The organism is Sphingomonas sp. Ant20, assembly GCF_000783375.1.
In the GTDB taxonomy this organism is placed as follows: Bacteria; Pseudomonadota; Alphaproteobacteria; order Sphingomonadales; family Sphingomonadaceae; genus Sphingomonas; species Sphingomonas aerolata.
In genome coordinates this window covers 1-22,371 of sequence record NZ_JRVI01000034.1, presented here as the reverse complement: position 1 = coordinate 22,371, position 22,371 = coordinate 1, and the positions used below count along the sequence as shown (strand labels likewise).

The 22,371-nt window shown below is 64.8% G+C and carries 18 protein-coding genes and 4 pseudogenes; 12 read left to right on the top strand and 10 right to left on the bottom strand.

Features of this window, described 5'->3' with window-relative positions:
* Positions 1 to 638: 638 nt before the first annotated feature.
* From ndpH to NI18_RS06470, 7 genes and pseudogenes are all read left to right on the top strand, one after another.
* Positions 639 to 1,344: pseudogene (ndpH, locus tag NI18_RS06500) on the top strand (maleate isomerase).
* Positions 1,345 to 1,346: 2 nt separating this feature from the next.
* The gene (locus tag NI18_RS06495; RefSeq protein WP_037528881.1) at positions 1,347 to 2,168 is read left to right on the top strand and encodes an alpha/beta hydrolase; all 822 of its coding nucleotides are present in this window, start codon (positions 1,347 to 1,349) and stop codon (positions 2,166 to 2,168) included.
* A complete protein-coding gene (gene ndpE / locus NI18_RS06490) occupies positions 2,155 to 3,207 on the top strand; it encodes a 2,5-dihydroxypyridine 5,6-dioxygenase (protein ID WP_037528879.1) in 1,053 nt (350 codons plus the stop codon). Before NI18_RS06495 ends, ndpE begins: the two co-directional genes overlap by 14 nt.
* Positions 3,194 to 3,814 carry a maleamate amidohydrolase gene (gene ndpG, locus NI18_RS06485; RefSeq protein ID WP_037528877.1) on the top strand — a complete coding sequence of 207 codons (621 nt, stop codon included), beginning with the start codon at positions 3,194 to 3,196 and terminating at the stop codon, positions 3,812 to 3,814. Before ndpE ends, ndpG begins: the two co-directional genes overlap by 14 nt.
* A 53-nt stretch (positions 3,815 to 3,867) precedes the next feature.
* A pseudogene (gene ndpD, locus NI18_RS06480) lies at positions 3,868 to 5,030 on the top strand (6-hydroxy-3-succinoylpyridine 3-monooxygenase NdpD).
* 119 nt (positions 5,031 to 5,149) lie between these two features.
* A complete protein-coding gene (locus NI18_RS06475; RefSeq protein WP_306286266.1) occupies positions 5,150 to 5,995 on the top strand; it encodes an alpha/beta fold hydrolase in 846 nt (281 codons plus the stop codon).
* Between the two features lie 54 nt (positions 5,996 to 6,049).
* Positions 6,050 to 6,754 (top strand): TetR/AcrR family transcriptional regulator, encoded by a 705-nt coding sequence (locus NI18_RS06470; protein ID WP_037528957.1) that lies wholly within the window; start codon positions 6,050 to 6,052, stop codon positions 6,752 to 6,754.
* A gap of 38 nt (positions 6,755 to 6,792) precedes the next feature.
* Here the strand turns inward: NI18_RS06470 and ndpC are convergent.
* The 4 genes and pseudogenes from ndpC to NI18_RS06450 all read right to left on the bottom strand — a co-directional run bounded on the left by ndpC (position 6,793) and on the right by NI18_RS06450 (position 11,732).
* A pseudogene (ndpC, locus tag NI18_RS06465) lies at positions 6,793 to 8,810 on the bottom strand (6-hydroxypseudooxynicotine oxidase).
* Positions 8,811 to 9,309: 499 nt separating this feature from the next.
* Positions 9,310 to 9,591 (bottom strand): hypothetical protein, encoded by a 282-nt coding sequence (locus NI18_RS06460; protein WP_037528875.1) that lies wholly within the window; start codon positions 9,589 to 9,591, stop codon positions 9,310 to 9,312.
* 9 nt (positions 9,592 to 9,600) lie between these two features.
* On the bottom strand, positions 9,601 to 9,963 hold the full coding sequence (locus NI18_RS06455; protein WP_128082106.1) for a hypothetical protein: 363 nt from the start codon (positions 9,961 to 9,963) through the stop codon (positions 9,601 to 9,603).
* Positions 9,964 to 10,196: 233 nt separating this feature from the next.
* Positions 10,197 to 11,732 carry a LysR family transcriptional regulator gene (locus NI18_RS06450; protein WP_052149030.1) on the bottom strand — a complete coding sequence of 512 codons (1,536 nt, stop codon included), beginning with the start codon at positions 11,730 to 11,732 and terminating at the stop codon, positions 10,197 to 10,199.
* Between the two features lie 512 nt (positions 11,733 to 12,244).
* Here NI18_RS06450 and NI18_RS06445 point away from each other — a divergent pair.
* On the top strand, positions 12,245 to 13,285 hold the full coding sequence (locus NI18_RS06445; RefSeq protein ID WP_128082105.1) for a hypothetical protein: 1,041 nt from the start codon (positions 12,245 to 12,247) through the stop codon (positions 13,283 to 13,285).
* Here NI18_RS06445 and NI18_RS06440 read toward each other — a convergent pair.
* The 5 genes from NI18_RS06440 to NI18_RS06420 all read right to left on the bottom strand — a co-directional run bounded on the left by NI18_RS06440 (position 13,262) and on the right by NI18_RS06420 (position 18,145).
* The gene (locus NI18_RS06440; protein ID WP_128082104.1) at positions 13,262 to 14,173 is read right to left on the bottom strand and encodes a hypothetical protein; all 912 of its coding nucleotides are present in this window, start codon (positions 14,171 to 14,173) and stop codon (positions 13,262 to 13,264) included. The genes NI18_RS06445 and NI18_RS06440 overlap by 24 nt on opposite strands.
* 809 nt (positions 14,174 to 14,982) lie before the next feature.
* Positions 14,983 to 16,185, bottom strand: a complete 1,203-nt coding sequence (locus NI18_RS06435; protein ID WP_084215063.1) for a ThiF family adenylyltransferase — start codon at positions 16,183 to 16,185, stop codon at positions 14,983 to 14,985.
* Complete coding sequence (locus tag NI18_RS06430) at positions 16,160 to 16,468, bottom strand: hypothetical protein (RefSeq protein ID WP_037528867.1); 309 nt, start codon at positions 16,466 to 16,468, stop codon at positions 16,160 to 16,162. Before NI18_RS06430 ends, NI18_RS06435 begins: the two co-directional genes overlap by 26 nt.
* Positions 16,469 to 16,547: 79 nt before the next feature.
* Positions 16,548 to 17,429 (bottom strand): hypothetical protein, encoded by an 882-nt coding sequence (locus tag NI18_RS06425; protein ID WP_037528865.1) that lies wholly within the window; start codon positions 17,427 to 17,429, stop codon positions 16,548 to 16,550.
* Positions 17,426 to 18,145 carry a hypothetical protein gene (locus NI18_RS06420; RefSeq protein ID WP_037528864.1) on the bottom strand — a complete coding sequence of 240 codons (720 nt, stop codon included), beginning with the start codon at positions 18,143 to 18,145 and terminating at the stop codon, positions 17,426 to 17,428. The genes NI18_RS06425 and NI18_RS06420 overlap by 4 nt, the downstream gene beginning before the upstream one ends.
* Positions 18,146 to 18,390: 245 nt before the next feature.
* Here NI18_RS06420 and NI18_RS06415 point away from each other — a divergent pair, with 245 nt between their 5' ends.
* On the top strand, positions 18,391 to 18,945 hold the full coding sequence (locus tag NI18_RS06415) for a hypothetical protein (RefSeq protein ID WP_037528863.1): 555 nt from the start codon (positions 18,391 to 18,393) through the stop codon (positions 18,943 to 18,945).
* 74 nt (positions 18,946 to 19,019) lie between these two features.
* Here the strand turns inward: NI18_RS06415 and NI18_RS26610 are convergent, their stop codons facing one another.
* Positions 19,020 to 19,163, bottom strand: a complete 144-nt coding sequence (locus tag NI18_RS26610; RefSeq protein ID WP_306286265.1) for a hypothetical protein — start codon at positions 19,161 to 19,163, stop codon at positions 19,020 to 19,022.
* Between the two features lie 845 nt (positions 19,164 to 20,008).
* On the opposite strand from NI18_RS26610, the gene NI18_RS06410 reads away from it, so the two are divergent.
* The 3 genes and pseudogenes from NI18_RS06410 to NI18_RS26605 all read left to right on the top strand — a co-directional run.
* Positions 20,009 to 20,530, top strand: coding sequence for a hypothetical protein (locus tag NI18_RS06410; protein ID WP_128082103.1), 522 nt, complete (start codon positions 20,009 to 20,011; stop codon positions 20,528 to 20,530).
* A gap of 262 nt (positions 20,531 to 20,792) precedes the next feature.
* Positions 20,793 to 21,893, top strand: a pseudogene (locus NI18_RS06405) (beta-N-acetylglucosaminidase domain-containing protein); the annotation flags it as partial.
* Between the two features lie 49 nt (positions 21,894 to 21,942).
* The coding region (locus NI18_RS26605) for a beta-N-acetylglucosaminidase domain-containing protein (RefSeq protein WP_306286264.1) at positions 21,943 to 22,371 on the top strand (429 nt) is incomplete at its 3' end.

The window sequence follows — 22,371 nt, the reverse complement described above, 5'->3', positions numbered from 1 at the left end:
CGTCCTCGAAGAGCGACGAGCAGCCCACTCCATCGCAAAGAGCCTCCAGTGCGGCTGTGGACGAGTGCGAGTCGACTATCCGCCACGGATCCGAAGGGGGCGTACCATCATCGAGCAGGCGAACGTCTCCTACCACGCCTTTCCGAAGATCGGCCGGATTCGATCGATCCACCATCCTTGAATGCGATGCCATTACGCGCGCTCCTCTCCACGCTCCCGGTCACGACGCGGCGGTCTCGCCTGATCGGCGAGACCGGAACCGCCAAGTCGTCCGAACCGATGCCGCCGTACTACGCCAGCTCGACGGACCGCCGGACAGACGGCGCGACACAACCTGACGACGGACATGTATCCATTGAGACGCAACGCCGTGAGACTCCTCAATCAATTATACATGTGGATAAATCAAGAGGTTTGAAGATGGATAGCATCACGGCAAGACCTCTGGCGGGCTGTAGTATGCCGGACGACACGACACCTAAGCCAACGATCGAGGGTGCAGATCGGCATAGGATGACACGGCTTTCGATTACGCCTTGTATTTATACAGATGCCGAATTAACGTTCCATTCGCAGCAGAGGAGAGGGCGTTGAAAGCCTATCGCGTAGGGCAGATCGTGCCCAGTTCGAATGTGACGATGGAAACCGAGATCCCGGCACTCCTGCGTTCGCGGGAGTCCATCTCCCCCCGAGCGCTTCACCTTCCACTCGGCACGTATGCGCATGAAGCACGTGACCAAGGAGGAGCTGTCCAGGATGGACGCCGCAAGTGACGAATGCGCCATCGAACTCTCCGATGCCGCGGTCGACGTCATGGGCTACGCGTGCCTCGTCGCCATCATGTCGATGGGCAAGGGATACCACCGGGCGTCGCAGAAGCGGCTGCATCAGGCGACGGCAGACAACGGCAACCCGGCGCCGGTCGTATCGTCAGCAGGTGCGCTCGTCGATGCGATCAAGGCGATCGGCGCGAAGCGCGTGGCGATCGTTGCGCCGTACATGAAGCCGCTGACCGAACTCGTCGTGGATTACATTCGCGCCGAGGGGATCGACGTGGTCGAGTGGCGCGCCCTCGAGATTTCCGACAACCTTGCCGTCGCGGCGCACGACCCTGCGAAGCTCCCCGGCATCGTCGCCTCGATGGAGCATCTGTCGGAGGTGGATGCAATCGTGCTGTCGGCATGCGTTCAGATGCCGTCCCTGCCGGCGGTATCGATCGTCGAGGCGCAGGTCGGAAAGCCGGTGCTGACGGCCGCGATCGCGACGACCTGGGCCATGCTGCGGGCGCTCGACCTCGATACGCGGGTCCCCGGTGGCGGAACGCTGCTGTCGGGAGCGTTCTGACCATGGTCGTCCCATTCGGTTACAACGTTCACGCGAACGGCATCCGGCATCATCTGGTGCGACATGTCGGATCCGGGCGTCACCCACTGCTGCTCGTTCCCGGAATCACGTCGCCTGCGGTCACCTGGGACTTCGTTGCCTCCGGTCTGGTCGACGAATACGAGGTGCATGTCCTTGACGTCCGCGGACGCGGACTTAGCCAAGCGGGCGACCTCGACTATTCGCTCGATGCGATGGCGGACGATGTCGTGGATCTGGTGTCGAAGCTCGGTTTCGACCGTCCGGTCGTCCTCGGTCATTCGATGGGCGCGCGCACGGCCATACGCGCTGCGAGAAAGGCGCCGAAAGCGTTCGGCGGTCTGATCCTGGCCGATCCGCCGGTCAGCGGACCAGATCGGCGCGTCTATCCTTCGGCCTGGGCCTGGTACGAGGACTCGATCCTACTCGCACAGCGCGGGTGCTCGGCAGACGACATGAAGGCGTTCTGCCCCACATGGACGGTCGAACAACGAGCGCTGCGCGCGGAGTGGCTCCATACATGCGAACTGCACGCCATCAAGGCCGCCTATGACGGCTTCCACGCCGACGATGTCCATGCCGACCTGCCGCATATCGACGTACCGATGCGACTGATCGTCGCTGGAGCCTCGCCCGTGATCGAGGCGAAGGACGTCACCGAGATCCGGTCGCTTGCGCCAGCCATGGACGTGGTGACGGTCGAAGGAGCCGGGCACATGATCCCGTGGGACGATCTGAACGGATTTCTGCAGGCGGTCGCAGGCTTCAAAGCAAATATCGACGAGGCCGCACATGGATCACGCTAGTTTCGCAGAGATATGCCTCCATCAGTTGAAGATGTCGGGCGTACGGGCCGACGAGCGGCTAGTGGTGCTCACCCAGGGAGATGAGCGTCTGGACTACGCCGACGCCTTCCTTGCAGCAGGTCGGGCGCTGAAGGCCAACATCTATCACATGCGCCTGCCCGCCCCACCGCCGATGGGCAGCTGGGCCGTCGGTCAGACGCCGCTCGCGCGCATGCCCGAAGCGGTGGAGGCGTTGAAGAGCGTCGACATGGTGATCGACTGCATCTTCCTCCTGTTCTCGCCCGAGCAGATGGCCATCCAGGCCGCCGGGGCGCGGGTGCTGACGGTCGTCGAACCGCCAGAACTGCTGGCTCGCATGCTTCCGTCCCGGGAGTTGCGCGAGAAGGTGGAGATCGCCGGGGAACTGCTGGCAGGGGCGAAGTCGATGCACATCACCTCGCCGCACGGTACCGACGTCACCTACAAGCTCGGCACCTACCCGACCGTGACTGAATACGCCTGCACGGACGAGCCCGGTCGTTGGGACCATTGGCCTTCCGGCTTCGTCTTTACCGGCGGCGCGGATGATGGCGTGGACGGTCAGTTCGTCGTCGCCCCAGGAGATGTCCTGCTTCCACAGAATCTCTACGTTCGCGAACCCATCACGTACACGATCGAGAAGGGCATCGTGACTTCGATCCGGGGCGGCTTCGAGGCGGACATCGTGAAATCCTACATGGCCGACTTCGACGATCCTCGGGGCTTCGCCATGAGCCACATCGGCTGGGGCATGAACCCGGATGCGAAATGGCATCGCATGACGCCGGGCGAGTTCCCCGGTGGCATGGGCATGGAGCCGCGCAGCTTCCTAGGAAACGTACTCTTCTCGACCGGTCCGAACAACGAACTCGGCGGCGCGAACGATACGGACTGTCATCTGGACATCCCGCTGCGAGGTTGCTCGCTGTTCCTCGACGGAGAGCCCGTCGTGCTGAACGGCGCGATCGCGGCACAGGAGCTGCTCGCGAGCGGTCGCAAGGTGTACGATGTCGCAGGTTGATGTCTATGAGAAGGCTGGTTTCGGCCGGCAGGTGCCCCGCGGAACACGACCGGGAGTCGTGGTCGTGGACTTCAGCTACGGTTTCACGGACACGCGCTATCCGACCGCGGCGGACATGCGCGCGCAGATCGCCAAGACCCGTGAGATCACCGACCTGGCACGAAGCCGCGGCTTCCCAGTCATATATACGACGATCGCCTACCAGCCTTGGGAGGTAGAGACGCTGCCCTGGCTACGGAAGGCGACTGGCATGAGAGCGCTTCTTGCGGGGAGTCGGCTGGTCGAGATCGATGTGGCGACGGGAATCGTTGAAGGTGACCCCATCGTCGTCAAGCATGGTGCGTCGGCGTTCCACGGCACGAACCTGGCGTCCCTTCTGACGGCGGCTCACGTCGATACCGCGGTAATAACCGGGGCGACGACGTCGGGCTGCGTTCGCGCCACGGCGGTCGACGCGGTCCAGTCCGGGTTCACCGTCCTCGTGCCGCGGGACTGCTGCGCCGACCGGGCTTCGGATCCCCATGAGGCGAGCCTGTACGACATTTCGCAGAAGTACGGAGACGTCACCGACGCGACTGACGTCATCGAATGGTTCGGACGGCTCTAGATGCGAGAACATGAGTACTTGAGTACTCAGACGAAAAAAGGAGAGGGACGGAAATGGCTCAGCATGTGATCGTCGTAGGAGCAGGGCCTATAGGGCTGCTGACGGCATTCGGACTTGCGAAGGAGGGGACGCGCGTCACCATCCTCGAGGCGGAGGATCGGTTCAACGACAAGCCGCGCGCGCTCGTCTACCACTACCCCGTCTTGCCTCATCTCGAACGTCTCGGACTGTTGCAGGACTGCCTCGCCGAAGGTTCCTTCGACAGAGTTTCGGCTGGCACATTCACAGCACCGGCGAGATGATCGAGTGGGAGTGGTCGCCGGAAGGTATGGGCGGCCACGCGCTGCACCTTCACCAAGGGCTTCTTTCCAAGATCCTGGCACGGCGCGCCTCTGCGCTTCCGAACGTCGAGATACTGCTCCGCACCCGGCTCACCTCCTGCCGCCAGACCGATGCCGGTGTCATAGTGGAGGTGGAGGGCCCAGACGGGCCTTCCGTGATCGAAGGCGACTACCTCATCGGAGCGGACGGCGCGAACAGCACCGTGCGCAGGAACGTGCTTAACCTGCAGTTCCTCGGAACGACCTGGCCGGAGCGCTATGTCGCAACCAACACGAGAATCGACCTGTCCTCGCGCGACTACCCGAAGTCCGTCATGCAACTCGATCAGAAGCACGGGTCGATCATCTGCAAGATCGAGGACCCCGAAGTCTGGCGCGTGACCTTCGTCGAGGATCCCGACCTGCCGATCGAGGGGATCGAGGCGCGCATCGGCGAGATGTTCGCCGATCACCTGCCGGATCTGCCGTATGAAGTCCTCGCTTACTCCCCTTATCGCATGCACCAGCGCATCGCCGACCGCATGCGCGTCGGCCGCATCCTGCTCGTCGGCGATGCCGGACACGTGACGAATCCGACCGGTGGTCTCGGCCTGACCGGTGGCATGTTCGACGCCTTCGCCCTGATCGGCGCCTTGAACCGGGTCATCCACGACAGCGCGGGAGAGGAAATGCTCGAGTTCTACGAGCGCGACCGGCGGCGTGTTTTCGCGGAGATCACTTCTCCTCGAGCGTCCGGAAACCTGCGCAGCCTTTACCACATGAAGGATGGACAGGATAAGGACGATCGCATCCAATTCCTGCGCACGGTCGCCGGGGATAAACGGCTCCTCGAGCGCGAGCTCAGCTTCACCAAGCAGATGGAGACGCAGTTCTGAGTAATCCGCGCTCTTTCGAGCTGGCAGATTTCGGAGGCGTTTTCCTGACCACTGGACGCGTTCATGACGGAGACCGCGACTGGCCCGGGATCAACGCCTACGTACAGTGGTTCGTCCCGATGAACCGGCGACCCGTCTCCGTGCTTCTGGTGCACGGCGGCGGGGGTCAGGGCGCCGACTTCCTGCGGACACCCGACGGTAGACCTGGATGGATACATCGCTTTCTACGTGCGGGATACGCCACATATGTCATCGACCGTCCGGGGCACGGGCGCTCGACCTGGAACGACAGGGTGCTAGGTCCCCAGCAGCCGGCCGCCGACTACCAAGCGCTTTACCCTCGTTTCGTGGAGGTCGCGGAAAACGCGTTGTGGAAGGAAGCCGCAAGGCACGACAGGTGGCCCGTCAATCCGCGAGCGGGCGATAGGTTCATGGCTGGACAGGGGCCGATGGCCGCCACGCTCGGCGCCAGCCAACGCCACGTCGAGGTGGTCGCCGAGCAACTGTTCGAACTGACCGGGCCTACGATTGTGGTAAGTCATTCGATGGGCGGGCCTTGCGGCTGGGCCCTGACCGCGATTGGGGGCCCGAGCGTGGTGGCCGTGGTCGCGGCGGAGCCGTTCGGATACCCCGGCATGGTCCATCCGTTGGGGTGCTTCGACAACGGTTTGGCCGCGTTACCCTACCGAGGTCATCACGATCCGTTCGCAAGGCCCATCGCCATCGTAACTGGTGAAGCGACGTGGATGCGGGACGCGAACAGCCGCGCTGCCGCCTTCGTGCGAGCGAGAGCGCCGATTTTCGAGCACTTCCTGCTTGAGGAGCACGGCATCACCGGTAACGGCCACATGCTCATGAGCGAAACCAACAGCGACGAGATCGCCGACCTCATGATCCGGTGGCTCGCTAGAACGCTTGATGAGACCGCCGGCCGCGACAAGGACATGGGACAGGTGACTTCCTAGCCCGCCCGATCCGGGCTACTGCCCTGGGAAACCATGATGTCGGAAGCGGTTGGGATGGAAGTCGAAGCGATCGGTGCCGAGGAGGCGAAGCGGGAAGCCCTCACGGCGAAGGCGCGTAAGCCCGGGCGTCCACGTAAGGATGCCAATCACAGGGAGTCGATCCTGAACAAGGCCGAGGTGGCGTTTGCCGAAGGCGGATACGCAGGAATCAGCATCCGTGACATCGCGGAGCGCGCCGGCGTCAACCAGGGCCTCATACGGTACTATTTCGACACCAAGCAGCAACTGTTCGACGAGGTCTACCGCCGCCGCGGCGGATTGCTCTCCGGACATCGCCACGTACTGCTCGACCGGTTGCTGGAAAGCGGCGAGCCCCTGTCGGTCCAGTCGATCATCCGCGCCTATCTACAGCCTCAATGGGACCTCAAGTACAGCGGCGAGGCGGGTGCGGCGTTCGTTCGCCTTCAGGCGCGCCTCCACGCCGAGCCGGAAGAACATGCGTTGCGACTGCGGCGCGAGGTCTACGACGCATCGGTCCGGCGGTACGTCGATGCGCTAGCCGACATTCTCCCGAACATCCCCAAGAGGACAATCGGCCTGCGCATGGCGTTCTTGGTAGGCACCTACCTGTTCATGCTGAACGACCTGGGTCGTATCGAGGATCTGACCGAGGGGAAGATACAGCAACTATCGAAGGACGAGATGCTCGCGCACATGGTCAACTTCCTCACTGCTGGCATACAGGCTCCCAGCCCGTGAGCCGGACGCCGGGTCGGACGCCCGGCCGTCCGGACAGATCATCGGGCCATTGTCCCGAACCGCATGCCGGCCTTCCTGCCGTCGTACGTGGCCTGCGCAATTTGTCCGGCACCGAGACAGTCGCCGATCCGCTCCACCGAGCGGATCAGGCCGGCGTCTCGCTTCTCCACGAGCTGATGATAGAGCGCCTCGTTCGAGACCTGACCCGTCACGAGCACCACGGTATCGGCGGCGATCTCGCACTCCCGACCGTCGAGCTGCCGACTGACGGTGACCTTGCCTTCGGCGATTGAAACGATCGACGTACCGACCACCATCTCGATTCCCGCCTCGTTCATCGATTGATGACATGGACGAGTTCGAGCGTGTTGTGCGTCCACGGTGAGGGATCGCTGGCGGTCGTTACGTAGGTGACCTTGCATCCGGCCTTGGCGAGACGATCGGCGATTACGGCGGCCATGTAATAGTAGTCCTCATCGTAGACCACGACGCGCCCACCCTCCGGCAGCCTGTCGTCGAGGATGTCCTCGGCCGTCAGTACATGGGGAAGGTCGTGTCCGGGGATCGGTTCATCGTGATTGCGGCCGACGCCCTCGCCACGCCACTTCGCACCTGTGGCAACGATGACGTGGTCCGCGTCGAACCCGGCGACGTCGTCGGCGCCGAGCGGACTGTCGAGATACATGTTCACGTTCGGCATCGTCTGCAACTGACCGACCCGGTAGTCGACGACGCGGCCCCAGGCGCTCAGACGCGGCAGCCGGCGCTCCCTCACGAGCCGCCCCCCCCACTCGCTGCCCGCGTCTGCGATCGAGACCTGGTATCCGCGCTTCGCCAGCGTATGAGCCGCTTCCAGACCGGCGGGCCCGCCGCCCACGATGAGGATGGACGCGTCCGGATCGTGCGCCTCGGACACGTCCTCCGGATGCCAGCCGCTGACGTGTTCCTCGCCGGCGGAAGGGTTCTGGGTGCAGCGGATCCTGGACGAGGTCATGACCTCCGCGGTGCAGGCGTTGCAGCCGATGCATTCCCGGATGTCGTCCTGTCGGCCGGCATCGATCTTGTTCGGCAGGAACGGGTCGGCGATCGATGGCCGCGCCGCACCGATCAAGTCGAGCACGCCGCGCTTGATCTGACTGACCATGGCGTCGGGCGAGGTGAAACGGCCCACACCTACCACAGGCTTGCTGGTGACCTTCTTGACGAAATCGATGAACGGCTCCTGCTGCCCCTCCTCGAAGAAGCGGCTGCTGCCGCTGTCCCACGCCCAGTCGCTGACGTTCACGTCCCACAGGTCCGGGACGTCCGCCAGCGCCTCTACGACGCGTCGACCATCCTCAAGCGCCGTTATGTTGGACGCACGGCGCCGGTCCTCGACGGCGAAGCGTACCGCCACCGCACATTTGTCGCCCACGGCGTCCTTGACGTCCGACAGCGTCTCGCGAAGCAGCCTGACACGGTTCTTGAATACGCCCCCGTATTCGTCGGTACGCTTGTTCACGCGGGTGTCCAGGAAGTCCTGCAGCAGCGATAGGTTGTGCGCGCAGTACACATAGATGATGTCGAAACCCGCTTCACGGGCCCGCAGCGCGGCATCGCGGTACCACCGGCGGAAATTGGCGATGTCCTGCCGGTCGATCGTCCTCGCGGAGATGGGGTTGATGAAGTAATGCGGGTACTTGCCCGTAGGTGATAGCGGATGCTCGCGATGGTAGATGGCAGGACCCGAGGCACCCGCATGGGCAAGCTCGACGCCTGCCAGCGCGCCATGCTCCTTGATGGCCGCGACGACCCGCGACAGCGGCTCGATGTGTTTGTCGTCGTACATCCGCGGATCCGGTAGGGGCGCGTGATCCGACGTCTCGTGGATCATGGTCTCTTCCAGGCAGACGACACCCCAGCCGCCCTCCGCCCTCACCCTACGGAAGGCAATCATCTGCTCGAGTGCCGTCATCCCCATGGCCGTTGCATGGGGCACTACATAGAACCGGTTCTTCGTCCTGACGGGACCGATCTGCACGGGTTCAAACAGGATATCGTATCGGGGATCGCGCATCTATAACTCCGCCGGCGGCTCGCTCGGGAGCGGGTTCCCGACGTTCGACGTCGGCGGTGCCTCCATCCCCCGCCGGAGTCGGATGGAGTACGGGCACAGTAGAGCGGCGTCGATGATGCCGTGTATGTAAAGCGGCCATAATAAGGGAACGCCTCCCGAAAGGCGTGCTTGCGAAGCCGCGTCCCGGACGTCCCGACCAAATATCGCCGGGCCAGACCGTATCGCTCATCGGCCGATAGGTTCAACGCGTCCGTTCATGCGAGCGAGCGCGTCGAAGAGCGTCATGTCGAGGTCCATCCGGTGCTCGGCGCCGCGACCTTCTCGGAGCGGCGACTTGCCTTCGACGCCATCATCCAGGCGCTCAGGCCTAGTGTGAGAAAAGTCGTACGATCGATAGAGCGATGATCGTCATGACGCCGGAGCGCGCCGACGGCGGCTCGGATCGCGACGTACGCGCCTGCCGTGCGATCACTTCGCCGTCCGAGAGGAGCATTCCCGTTCAGCGTCTCGCAGCGACGATTCCGCCAGCTTCCAGGCGGGATACGCCACGACGTACGACAAGCCAGTCGATCTCCGTTCCACCTGCTCCGCATGAAAAGCACTGAAAGCGCGTTCCGCCGCGGTTGATGTAGAGATCCCTCGTCGGATCGGGATGCAGGCTGCAGCAGGATCGGATCGCGCCGCGGTCGGGATCACCCTCGGCAACCCCGTCGAGCGCATCGACGAGCAGCGCGAATGCCGCATGGGTAGCACTGCCGCGCTCGGCCTGAAGCGCATCCACCAGCCCGTGTTAGCGTCCCGCGGACGCAGGTCGAACCTCCCGCGCCGTGGCATCCGTCTCGGGCGTGATGTCGTCGCTCGGATCGAAGTCGTCTTCATCGGGGAAGCCCACCAGAGTACCGGAAATGAGCTGTCGCGAGCCCGCAACATCGCCGGGGGACAGCCCGGGTTCCAGATCCACGCTTGGCCGAGATACGAGGCTGCTTCCGACCGGAAGCAGCCTCACCCCGATCGCGATCCTGTCGAGTTCACCGCGACCCGACCGCAGAGCTTTCCTCCTGGCGTCGCCGTCGACGAAATGGACGCCCCTCCAACTGCCGTCCGACATGGCAAGTTCGAGGTAGTTCGGTAATCCAATATCACGATAGTTCATGTCTCCTCCTTTGGCATATGCCTTCGGTTCAAGCCGTCGACTCGGGGGGGTGCGGAAGCGGCGCCAGCGGTGGGCCGGGCCGCCGCTCGACGGGACAGTTGATGATCGTTCGTCGGAGCGTCTCTCGACGATCCCGAATCGGGCGACCGCGCCGAAAATGGCGCGCGGACAGGCCTCCTCGACTTCTATGCATCGATCGCCGATCCGACGAGGCGACGCCCGCCGTCGCGATTTCAGGTGCGCGCTCTCGGTGTCGCATGATCCGAAGGATCGCTTCCTACATTCGCGGCAACTTCTTTCAGGCAGATCATGAACGATATTTGTAGCTTCGTCGGTATCTGATCGCGACGGGTAATTGCGCCGATCGTCCTCATGGTATCAGGTATGTAGGAATCGATCTTCACGAGCGCGCCGGAATCTATCTCGGCACTAACCTGGTCCTTCGAAAGAAGAGTCAGGAAGTCGATGCGAACTAAGACGCCTCGGATGAGTGCAACGGATCCACATTGTATGGGTGCCTCCGGACGCACCATCCCGGACCGATCGAACATCTTCTGCCACCTATCAAGCAGGCCCGACGCTCTACGGGCGACAATCCAAGGATAGGCCGCCAATTGCTCAAACCCGGCAACGCTGCCGGCAAGCGGATGCTCGGCCCGTCCTATGATGGTGAGTCGATCCGCGAATAGTGGTTCCTGAAAAAGGTCTGTCCCGGGGTTATCACGGAGCGCGCCGATGAGAATGGCGATCTTGCCGCTGCGGAGCAGTTCGACCAGCTCGAGATACGACCCTTCTAGAACGTCGACTGTTACATCTGGCTGTTCTTTCAATAGATCCGCCAGCGTCGCTGGCAGCAGCAGGGACCGCGACAACGCCATTGCCCCAACGGAGAGGTGGCCGCCCCGGTCTGCGGTCTCCTGAAGCGCCGCAGCAAGTTCTGCGACCCCGATCATGAAACTTCGCGCAAGTCTCGATCCAGCGCGTGTGAGTTCCACGCCACGGCCCCGTTGCTCGACGAGACTAGTGCCTGACAGCGTTTCCAATCCGCGAACGGCACGGTGCAGAGACGGCGCGGAGATGCCTGCGGTCTCGCTCGCGCTCGAGAAGCCGCCAGCTTCCGCCAGCGCGATCAGACCGCGGACGTGCGGTGTCGTTAGGTAGCGATCGAACTTCTCTACTCCATAGGTCCCGGTCACGGCCCTGCAGCCACGTGTGAAGCTGTGCATAGCCCGCCGGGTACGCTGCAGAATGCGCGCTCCGTTGGGTGTCACCAGAACGCCAGTAGTGCGCCGATCGAACAGCATCGTACCGAACAGGGTCTCAAGGCGATTGAGAGCCTGTGTCAGACCGGGCAGCGTCGCGAACCTAGCCGACGAGCATGCGACAGCCATGGGAGTCACGACCTGGTGGAGGAGGCCGAGCTGTCGCGCGGCGGCATCTAGGTAGCACGTCGCCCGGAAGGCGTCCGCTCCGTCCTCGTGCACGCTGACCAGCCACGTCCTGAACAGGCATTCCACGACGGCGTGGACGCCGATCTTGCGGACTTGAGACCAGTCGTCGATGTGGATGGCCAGCGCATCGAAGCGGAAGCCGCTGACGTCCGGGCAGGAGGCGACGAACCGCTCCAGGCGATCGACGTCGCCGACGTCGTCGGCGACGATAGCCGTCCGCGGAGCCGAGCGGCCCTTGCGGAGAACGATCGTGGCGCCGGGACGACGCGCTTCCGCGCCGAGTTCGAGACGGTCGCCAGAGCCATAGATGTCATGCATACTTACTTCTCCCGAGGGCGCAGATCGTCGACTGCCGACAGCCCCCTCGCCGACAGGTGTCGGGTCCGCCTGGCCAGGCGGCTCGTCATGTTCGTCACTGTCAGGCAGTGTGTCGTCGTGCGGTCGGCTTCAGGCTGCCATCGTCGACTATCGCGGGCCGGCCCACTTTAAGCCGTGGCCCATGCCGGCCGGTGGTCCCGTACCCTTGCGGGAAAAGGGCCTGAAGCAGACTTCACTCGCTTTCCATTGACGATCCATCCCGTGACCTCCGTCGAACCCCGCCGACCTCCGGCATAACGTTCATCATCCTGTGACTTTCATCTAGGCGTGACCAGCCTCCTGCGTAAGTAATAAGTCACATGCTGATGAACTTTCTGGACTGTCGTGGCTGCGACCTGCTAGGCCTCGAAGATGACAGGCGGGAATGCGGCAGGTGAACGTGATGAGTGGATCGACTCTCGCACATCGAGTTCGATCGACGGCTGAACCGCCTCCTCAGTGATCCGCTGCCGATGCGGGAGCTGGCGCTATGGCTCGCGATGTCGAAGCGTCAGCGCGAGGTCGCCATGAGGCGCATGGACGCGCTCGCCGGGTGGAAGCCGGAAGAAGGATCCGGAGAGCCGGCGGCGGCGGCAGCGGCGGCCGGACTGAAGAAGAACCACTCCTACGAGATGGCCAAAGCGTGGCGGGCGGCACCGTCGCTGGCGTCGGTGGAAGTGCTCACCGCCGCGCCGCGGGCCCGCGTGAGCGACTACGATCATGCGGTCGGCGCGCATGTCACGACGGCGTTCGACGAGGTGTCCGCCAATGGGGGGATCGTCATCAGCGAGGTGGTGGAACGGCTGGCCGTTCTCGCCGCCGCCGACCTGGGTCAGATCCCGAGCTTCGCTACGCTGCGCCGAAAGGTGCTGGAGGAACAGCGCAGGCGCGAGAGGCGGACCCGGCCGGGCGTCCACCTCAACTTCGACTGCTGCGCATTCACGATGGCCAATCTGGATCGGCCCGAGCGCACAGCGTTCGCGATCGTCGATCGCCGGACGCAGCTCGTACTCGGTGCCGCGCTGGGAGACGCCCGGCGGGCCGGACATGGCTACGGTCTGGCCGCGGGCGACGCGCTGCGCCGCATCGGGACGGGATCGCTGAAGGAAGTCGCGTGGGCTGAGCGGCTGGAACAGACCGAGCTGGTCACCGGCCTCGACGACGGTCTTCTGAAGATCGGGGTCGAGGCAGCGTGGGCCGAGCTGCCGGTGGTGCAGCCTGCCGGAAAGCCAGGGCGCTATCTGCGGAGGGCGGCGGGCGACCGCATGGGCCGGATGCTCTTCCTCTCGGCCGATCGGCTGGCGAAGTCGACGGGCGGCGATGCGCAGGAGGCGGAGGATGCCGTAGACGACGCCGCTCGCCTTCAGGTCGAGGTCGAGATCCACAACGCGGCGATACTGCCGGATCTCGAAGGCGACCCTGCGTCGGGCCCTTCGGCGGGGCTGATCGCCGCGCTAGAGTTCTTTGCACGCCGGCCACATCACCGGCCTTCAGAGCAGCCTGAACCCGCCTGATCCGCCACGGGCCGCGTTGTGCTGCACGATCGCGGCCTCCAGCGCGAGCCTCGCGTCCGCAGGATCCAGCGGCCGGTCGTCGTCCGTGCGCAGAAGTCGATCGGCGGGACGGCGGCTTCGATTGAACTGAAGTTCCAGACGTCCGAGTCTGCGCCCGATGATGCGCGACAGGCTGGTGCGCGCGATGCCGGGTCCAACCCGACGCAGTCCCTCCGCGCCGTCGAAGGCGGCGGCGAAGGCGCGGTCGGCGGTCAGGCAGCCGGATCGCGATGCCGCCAGCGCCGCTCTTGCAAATCCGCCAAAATCCGGCCGTTCGTCGGTCAGGGTCAGCGCGGCTACGATCAGGCCGTCCGCGGCACATGCCGCGATCAGGAGGCTCGGCATCGAGATCGTGCCGTCCGTGAGTACCGGCAGTCGCACCCGGCACTCCGCGACCACCACGTCGCCCGCGTCCGCGACGTGGCCCCTATCCCGCCTGATCGCCATCAGCCGGCGCCATACCGTCGATCGATCGGGGGTCTGGAGCCCTTGCGCCCTCAGCGCCGCTGTCACGGCAGCGGTGGCGACCGACGGTCTCACGTCGGGACCGAGCCTTTCGAGCGTGTTGCGCATCACGCTTTCCGAAGCGGGCGGAAGCGCCCTCCAGCCCGTCCGTGGCTTCTCGCGCTCGGACTTGGCGCCTGCGATCGCGACTGCCGTTCCGTGCGTCCTCCAGGCCCGCACCAGCTTGAGGAACTGCGTGCGGCCGAGGCCGAGATATCCCGCGTGCTCCATTCGGTCGTCCTCCGTGGGACGCTCGATGGCGAGGTAGGCGACGACCACGGCGACGCGTTCGCGCACCTCCGTCCAGCGCAGCGGATCGACGCCCGACATGTCGAGTGACCTCATCTCTTTTCCCTTCGATATAATCATCCGGCTGAGGCGGCATTTCGGCTTGCGTGCAGAACCGGTCCAAGGCGACGCGTGGACTGGGAACCTGCGCCCGGTCGGCGGCACGGGACAGCCGAGCAGCGCCTGGCCGGAGGCGACTGAGCAGCCAGCGGCGCATGCAGGAGGGCATGTTCGCGGAAGGACCCAAGACGCTTTGCGGCTCTCACCTCCCGTGAGGCGGCAGAGCGGCCATACGGGGCTTCGACGAGGAATGTCAAAGCTGCGTCGGGATCGTTTAGGAAGGAGCCCGCGTCGGCAACAGGGGGGCATTGGGACCGCGGACCGTCATGAGAAAAGAGGCTCAATCGTGCGACTGGCCCCCTTCATCAGCCTCCTGAACATCGAAGCGCCTGGGCGTCGCCGCCCCTCTCCGCGCCGATGCCGGTCGTCGCACTCCCCGATCTGCGTCAAATTCGGTCGAGACAACGCTTTGAAAGAGCCGCGGACCCGCTCTGGCGAAGCGTGTCGATGCCGCCCGCGGGACGAGCCGCTGGCTCATGAACGCGGGTCCCGCCGCGTGCTCGTCGCCTGATACCGGACGCTCTGTCAGCCGTGACCAGGACCGGCGACGGAGCAAGCCAAGGGGAGCCGGCGCCTGCTCTACGATGCCGCGACCGAGAAGCGGATCGGCGCCGTAAGGGAGGTGGAGCATGTCGAAGGTATCGGGACGGTTGGAGCAGCCCGACTCTCGTGCGTAGATCAATCGAGATCGAGGCACTCGCCGTGCCGCGGATGGCCGTCCCTGCCACCGCCAGTCGCGTCCGCAATCATGCCTGCTCTTTCCGGTCGACCCGTCCCTCGCGGTGCATCGCTCCGGTCTCGACGACGAAGATGCCGTGATCGAAGTCTCGACCGGTGGCATAGAAGCCGAACATGCGTTTCCACGCCAGGACGGCTAGAGCGGCATTCAGCGCGTTGAGTTCGGCAATCTGGACATTGGAGGCGTACAGCCCGGCGGGATCGCCGGTCGACGGGATCCGCGATGATAGCGAATCGTGCGTCGCGGGCGTGCCAAGCGTCGTACGGACCGCGCCGACGACACCATCGTCGCTCATGGACAGCCCCATTCCGACATCGACATAGGGAATGCCCCGCGAAGCGAGGTGCTCGAGGATCGGCGGTCGGGCGGCACCGTCGTCGACGCAGACGAACACGAAGTCGAGCAGATCGAGCATGGGGACGGTGGTTGCGTCGATGCGCATCGGGTGGGGAACAACGCGACGATGCAGGCGCGAGTATACTTGGGTCAGCAGCTCGACCTTCGCGATCGGGGCGCGGAGATTTTCGATCGCGAAAGCGCCGGGACAACGGAAGGCGTTGTGCTGCTCGAACCGGTCGGCGTCGAAGAGGTGGATGGCGTAGACTGGGCACTTGGCGACGAGGTCGAGGACATAGGAGCCGGTCCCGCCCAGCCCGACGATCCCGACCGTTTGACCTGCAATTCGCTCCGCTGCCGCGCCGGTGCCGGCGCGGGCAGTCGCGGTGTCGGCGTAGCGGAAGGGACTGCTTGTGCAGACCTGGGACGCAGGCGCCCCGACCCGGGCTGTCGCGAGTGGATCGAGGCGCTGGGCGTGTGCGGAGATGATCGCGACGTAAGTGGTCACGTATTCGTGGTGATCATGGAATTCGCGCCCCTTCGGCTTGTTGCAGAGCTGCAGATCGGCTTGGACACCAGGCATGATCTGCCGCGATTCCGCGCCCGCGATCAGATGCTTGAGCGGATGGCCGTCCGCATCGCAGGGGGGCTGACCAACCCACCACGCCATGTGACCGTGCGGGCGCACGAGGACATTGCCGGAGATGTAGGCGATGACGGCGAGCGTGCCGAGCCTCACGCGCCCCCGCCCCCGGGCCGGGGCGACGTACGGAACATGGCGCACGACCAGCATGCCGCCGACGAGGGTCGCGTCGTAACCCTCGTCGAGCAGGCGCCTCAGCTGCGGGTCAGGACTTGTCGGTGAGCGAGACACTGAAGCTCTGCCCTTCGGTCACCGGTGTCTTGACGCTGCCTGTCATCAGCCCGGAAGCGGCGCCGAGCGGTCCGCCTTCGTAGGCGACCGTCAGCGCAGCGTAGCTGCGCCCCTCCTGCTCGGGAAAGGCCAGCCGGGCGAGATCCCTCGGCCCGATGTCCTCGCCGGCGAAGAGGTGGCTGCGGCCGTTCACCACGATGGTGCGAACGGTCGAGGTCCGCACGAGCGCGCCGGAGGGGGGCGGCGTGCCCAAGGCAGGGTCTCTGGTATCGATGTCGTTCATGGTCGTCGTTCCTTGCTGATCGCTTCATGGGAGTTCGGGCGCACAACGATCGGCGGCGCGCGCTGCGTCGGCCGGCGTCTCACTCGCCGGATCCAGCCCGGTCGCGCAGGGCGAATGCGTGATCGAAGAGCGCCCTGCCGGTGGGGACGTCATCCATGAAGTGGCGCCGAAGCCTGGATACGATGTTGCCGACCATATGAGGATCGGAGGCGCCGCCCTCTCCGTCGCATGCGACCTGCTGCGCGATGGAGAGGCGCCGAAGCTCCTCGCGCGTATCGGCGCATCTGACGGTGGCGATCGCCCTGCCGCCGTGCGCCTCGATGGCTGCGATGGAATGGGACGTCTCGGACGCCTGCACGATCCACGAGACGTTGGAGAGGTCGAAGACGCATCCCAGCCCCTCGTCCAGCCAGCGTCCCGTGCGGACCGGATCCAGCATCTCGACGAGCCGTCGGGACGCGAGCGGGTCCAGTGGCTTCTCTCCCAGATCCAGGAGGACGATCGGGTTGGCGCAGCGTGTCAGCGCCATGGCGAGGACCGGAATGGGGATGCAGCGCGTGGACCGGCCTTCTCGTTCGCCGGCATCGTTCAGTTCCGAGCCGCAGGCTTCCACCAGCGGCACGCCGGTGAGATGGGCGATGCGGCGGGCGACATGCCCGCGGCCGAATCCGGCGGCGCCGACGAGGACGAGTGGCGGGTGCCGGAACCAGCTACGCCCGGCCGCGGCCTGGCTCCGGCACGCCTCCGCGAGGAAGGAGCGCAGGCCCGGGACGTGATCGAGTCCCGTCGCCGACGACAGCGCGTCCGGCGTCAGCGCCGCGCCGCCGGACAGCCGGGTCGGCTGATCCAGGCCTAGCGTCGGGGCGTCCGCCGTCGTCGGAAAGGCGATGCGGATCGATGGTTCGACGTCGCCGATCACGAAGGTCTCGGTGGCGACGGCGCCCGAGCGGGGGGTGATCACAGGTCGCCCCTCCAGAAGAGCAGCGGGCGCCGGCCGCCTGCACCCAGGCCGCGCTTCTTCACCGCCTGCTCAGTCGTCAGCATCTCGTACAGAAGCTCGCGGCCCACCTCGTCCGCGCCCGCTTCCTCCACCTTGATGGCCATCTCCTCGTGGCGGTGCTCCTGCCACTTGAGCCAGTCCCAGAAGCGTTCCCGCTCCCATTCCGCCCCGAAGGTCAGCTTGAGGAACGGCGGAGCGTGGGGCCCCCGTCTCAGCTCCACCCCCAGCTTCTTCTTGTCCGATCCGGTGAAGTAGACGGCGATGGTGCGGTCGCGGAGCGCCTTCGCCTCGGACTTGGCCGCCTTCTCGGCGGCCTTCGCACGCTCCTTCTCCCGCTCCGCGGCAACGCTTCTCAGGTGCTCGTCGACGACGTCGTCCACGCTGGACGTTGCAAGGACGAGAGCGGTCTCCGCGAGATAGACGAGATGGTCGCCGACGAGCCCCAGGCCCTCGAACACGTCCGCTGCCTCGATCTCGTCTTCGATCGACCTCGACCACACCGGGCCGCCGGCCAGGACCACGTCGCCGGAGCGAAGCTCGCGCAGGATCGCGACATGATGCGTCCCGCCGATCATGACCAGACTGGCGCGCACGACGGTGATCGGGGCGGCGTCGGACGGACAGCCCAGCCAGGCGTCGGTCGGGGAGGGGCCAGTCTGTGGATCGTTACGGGCCATGACGATGCTCCTTTGTGCGGGAGCAACGACATGGTGCCGAACAGGGGCAAGATACCAATGGTTCAGCAGGGCAGCGAGCACGCATCGAGGAGCAACGAGGCTGCTCTAGAAGAGCGGCTGCAATCAGCAGTTTCCCTCCCTCACAGCGTCACCCGGCGACGTGCATCTCCGCAGTGTCGAGATGGAGGGACTGGCGGTATGCCGGACGCTCCGGCCGGTCGAGCTGTCTGAGCTACGGGCGCGGCGTGCAGAGCAGCTACGATTTGCTTCTCTTCGAGAAGGCCGAGCTCGACGATCGTCTCGTTCGGCAGGACTGGAGCGACGTGCGTTTCTGCCGGATCGAGTTTGACGGCCTGCTTCCGGTCACCACCGCCTGCGCGTTCTATCCCAAGCTGGATTTCGCCGGCCGGCGGCTGCAGGGCGTCGGAAATATCGGTGTCAGACCCGCCGACCTTTCCTTCACGATCACCAGCTTTGGCGGAAGGACGTCCGTCATATTCGCGTGGCGTGGTCCCGAGACTGGTGCGCCCAGACGGTTCATCGACTCCTTTCTCGCCATTGACGACGATGAAAAAGCGGCGCGGATCGCGGCGTTCTGCTTTGAGATTTCCGAAAACGTACAGATGACGCCTACCTGGTGGGCGGGTCTCGATCAGCCCGTACGCCGTCGTCTATCCGACAAGATGTGGGACGGGACGGCTCGACAGCAGCATGTCGCGAGCGCAATGGCCGACGTTGCACCTCTGCCCGTCGCTGTCACCGTCGCTTCGGTTTCCCGATCATGGGCGGCCACCCCCTGATCGCCGGGTCCCGGCCAGTGACCGCGTTTCCGAGTGACCCGCGATACATCATTGCCTGTCCTCGACGGCCTAGATCAGCCGATCGTTCCGGAGGACGTGAAGAAGAATGCGTCGACGTCATTGTCGGCAGGGGCAAGCTCTATGCCGGCCGCCGCGCGGCTTTCGGCCGTCAGGAACACGCCCGGCAGCTCCGTTCCCGCGTCGATGATGCCGAGCATGGGCAGGCCGTTGCCGCGAACCAGACACCTCCAGGCGGATCGATCGGTTGGCGACGGACTGCACGGCCCGGACGGATGCGAATGCCAGTCACCCACCATCGTCTCGAGGGCTACCCTTCCGCGCCACGCGGAATGAATCCGCTGGCGATGGGACGCACAGAGCCTTGCGAACGTCGTCGGGGTGGCCCGGTCGTCCGGCCCCTGCATGGTCAGGTCCGTTACTTCGATGTGCGCACCACGCGTCTACCGATCAGGAATCCGGGGAAGAGGATCTTGCAAGTCTTCTACGCCTGGGCACGATGCTTCGGTCGCGACGCTTCGATGGGCGCTTCGGCGAATGGGAGAGCCGTACCGCGCCTTCTGCAGGTGGAATGCATGCAGTTACCCTGCTCGTTCTGCCGATCGGTCGCGGGCCGACAGGCATCTACGATGATGCAAGACATTGTCTTCTGGCACCGCCGAATCCGGAATCCGCACTTGAGATAAACCTCAACAGCGTGGGTAAGCTGTGCGGCGCCACGACCGGAACGACGATACAATTGCTGGCGGACGGCCGACGATACGCCGCATGCTACGAGGATCAGTCAAGCCTCATGTGGCACGATGCCGGAGCTCTCGTCGCGGTCCTTGCGCTTGTCAGCACGGCGCTATCCCTTCACTCAGTAGTCCTAGGTCGCAAGGGCGGCGACATTGCGAGGGCCGCTGGTCTAGGGAAATGGACCGCGGTTGGCGCAATTCACATTGGCGCCTGAACGGATGACACACCGCTTCACTTCGACGCGGCGAATCGCCACCTAGTAGCTGGGTGCTTGCCTCGGCTGGCGAGGTCTGCTTCCCTCGGGATGATGGCTGATTTCGCCTCTCTATTGACCGGCTCAATTGCATCACTTGTCGCCGTATGGCTTGGTTCGCGGTTCGCCGAGGTCAAACGTGTTCGTGAGCAGGTTTGGGATCGCAAGGCTGCCGCCTATTCTGACATTCTTGACGCCCTGAACGAGATGCGACGTTACCTCGAGCTCGCGTATCAAGATGCAATTTTCCGCCACGACCGGGATGACGAGGACACGAACCGTCGTGTGACTATCTATCGTACGGCCATGGACCAGTTAGGAAAAACTACTTTCCGGCATAGCTGGATCCTGCCTGAGGCGGCACATGACTGCGTCATGCGGCTCGAAGCGGCACTTCGTGCAGACTATCAGTCTGCCGAGGACTCGCTGGACGCATCTTCTTACGCTTGTAAAAACACCTTGCGAGAGCTCCAGGCAATAGCCCGCAGCGACATGGCTGAGCCGACCATCTTCGAGAGGATCGGTTTCGCATTTTCAAGACGCACTCCCCCGCGGGCGGACGAACCTCATAAGTGACAGGGGTACACCCTGCCAAAATTCGCTTAAGTAGCCCCGTTGTTTCTAAGCCATTGAAGAATAGCGGGTCACATGCGAAGTTCGTAAGGGTCAGCGGCATTTTTTCATCCGACCGCCGCGTGGACCCGACGTCCCGCCGGCCCTGCGATAGGGGCCCAAGGTCGGTCACCCCATCCTGACCAAAGTCTGTCGGCAATGGCCGCCATGGCAGCGACGCCTTGCCGTGACGCCGTCCTGTGCCTAAACCGCTCTCATAATACCAATGAAATACCGGAGAGCTGTTATGACGCGATGCATGGCCATGACGGGGACGTACGCGGCCCTGATCGCGACGGGCTTGGCGACCACGGTCTCCGCGCAGGGTGCCGCGCAGCCGGTGACGATGCCCGCCATCTTCCCCGCGCCGACGTCGGTCGCGCTTCAGGCCGGCACGATAACGCTCGGCCGATCGGTGGTGCTCGTCGCCCCCGCCGGCACCGACGGTGACAGCGTCGCGCTGGTCCGCGAGATCCTGCGCGCCGCCGGAGTCACGACGATCACGACCGCACGGCGGCTGCCCGCCGCCCCCGATCGCCCGCACATCCTGCTCGGCACCGGCGATACCGCGATCGTCCGCGACGCGCTGGCCCGCGCCGGTACCGTCCGCGACACGCATCCCGAAGGCTATACGATCGCCACGCTCGCGGCGGGCAACAGCGGCATCATCACGCTGGCGGGCCACGACGCGGACGGACTATTCCATGCCGTCCAGACGTTCCGACAGCTCGCGGCACGCGCGGTCCTTCCCGCGCTGGTGATCCACGATCATCCCGCGATGCCGATGCGCGGCACGATCGAGGGCTTTTACGGCAAGCCCTGGACGATGGCGGACCGGACGAAGCATCTCGACTTCCTCGCCACCGTCAAGGCGAACACCTATGTCTACAGCCCCAAGGACGATCCCTATGCGCGCGATCGCTGGCGCGAGGCCTATCCCGCGGCGACTTTGTCCGCGCTCGGCACGCTGGTCGCGACCGCACGGCGCAATCATGTCGATTTCGTCTATGCGGTCTCGCCGGGCCCATCTGTGTGCTTCTCCGACCCCGCCGATGCTCAGGCGCTCGAACGCAAGTTCGCCGCGCTGCGATCGATCGGCGTCCACAGCTTCTACGTCGCGCTCGACGACATCGAATATACCAAATGGAACTGCGAGCGGGACAAGGCCAGTTTCGGACCATCAGGCGCCGAAGCCGCCGGCATCGCGCAATCGCGCCTGCTGAACGCGGTTCAGGCGGATCTGCTCGCGAAGGATCCGTCGTCGCGCCCGCTGATCATGGTCCCGACCGAATATTACGACGCGAAGGAAACCCCGTACAAGGCGGCGCTGCGCAAATATCTCGATCCCCGCGTCGTGGTGCAGTGGACCGGCACCGATGTCGTCCCCCCCCGCGATCTCGATCGCCGATGCGAAGACCGCGACCAAGGCCTTCGGGCGCAAGACGCTGCTGTGGGACAATTATCCGGTCAACGACTATGCGCAGACCACCGGGCGGCTGCTGCTCGCGCCCTATGCGCGGCGCGAGGCGGGGCTGGCGGGCGAACTGACGGGGATCCTGTCGAACCCGATGAACCAGGAGGCGCCAAGCCGCGTCGCGGTGACCGGCGTTGCTGCGTTCGGCTGGAACGACAAGGACTATGACGCGGACCGCACGTGGCAGTTCGCCGCCCGCGAGCTGGCGGGCGGCGATGCGCGCGCGACCGCGGCGCTGCTGAGCTTCTTCGACACGCAGCATCTGGCCCCGACCTTCGGCAGCCCAGCCCTGGCAGCCCCAGGCGCCCAGGCTCAAGGCCCAGCTCGACGC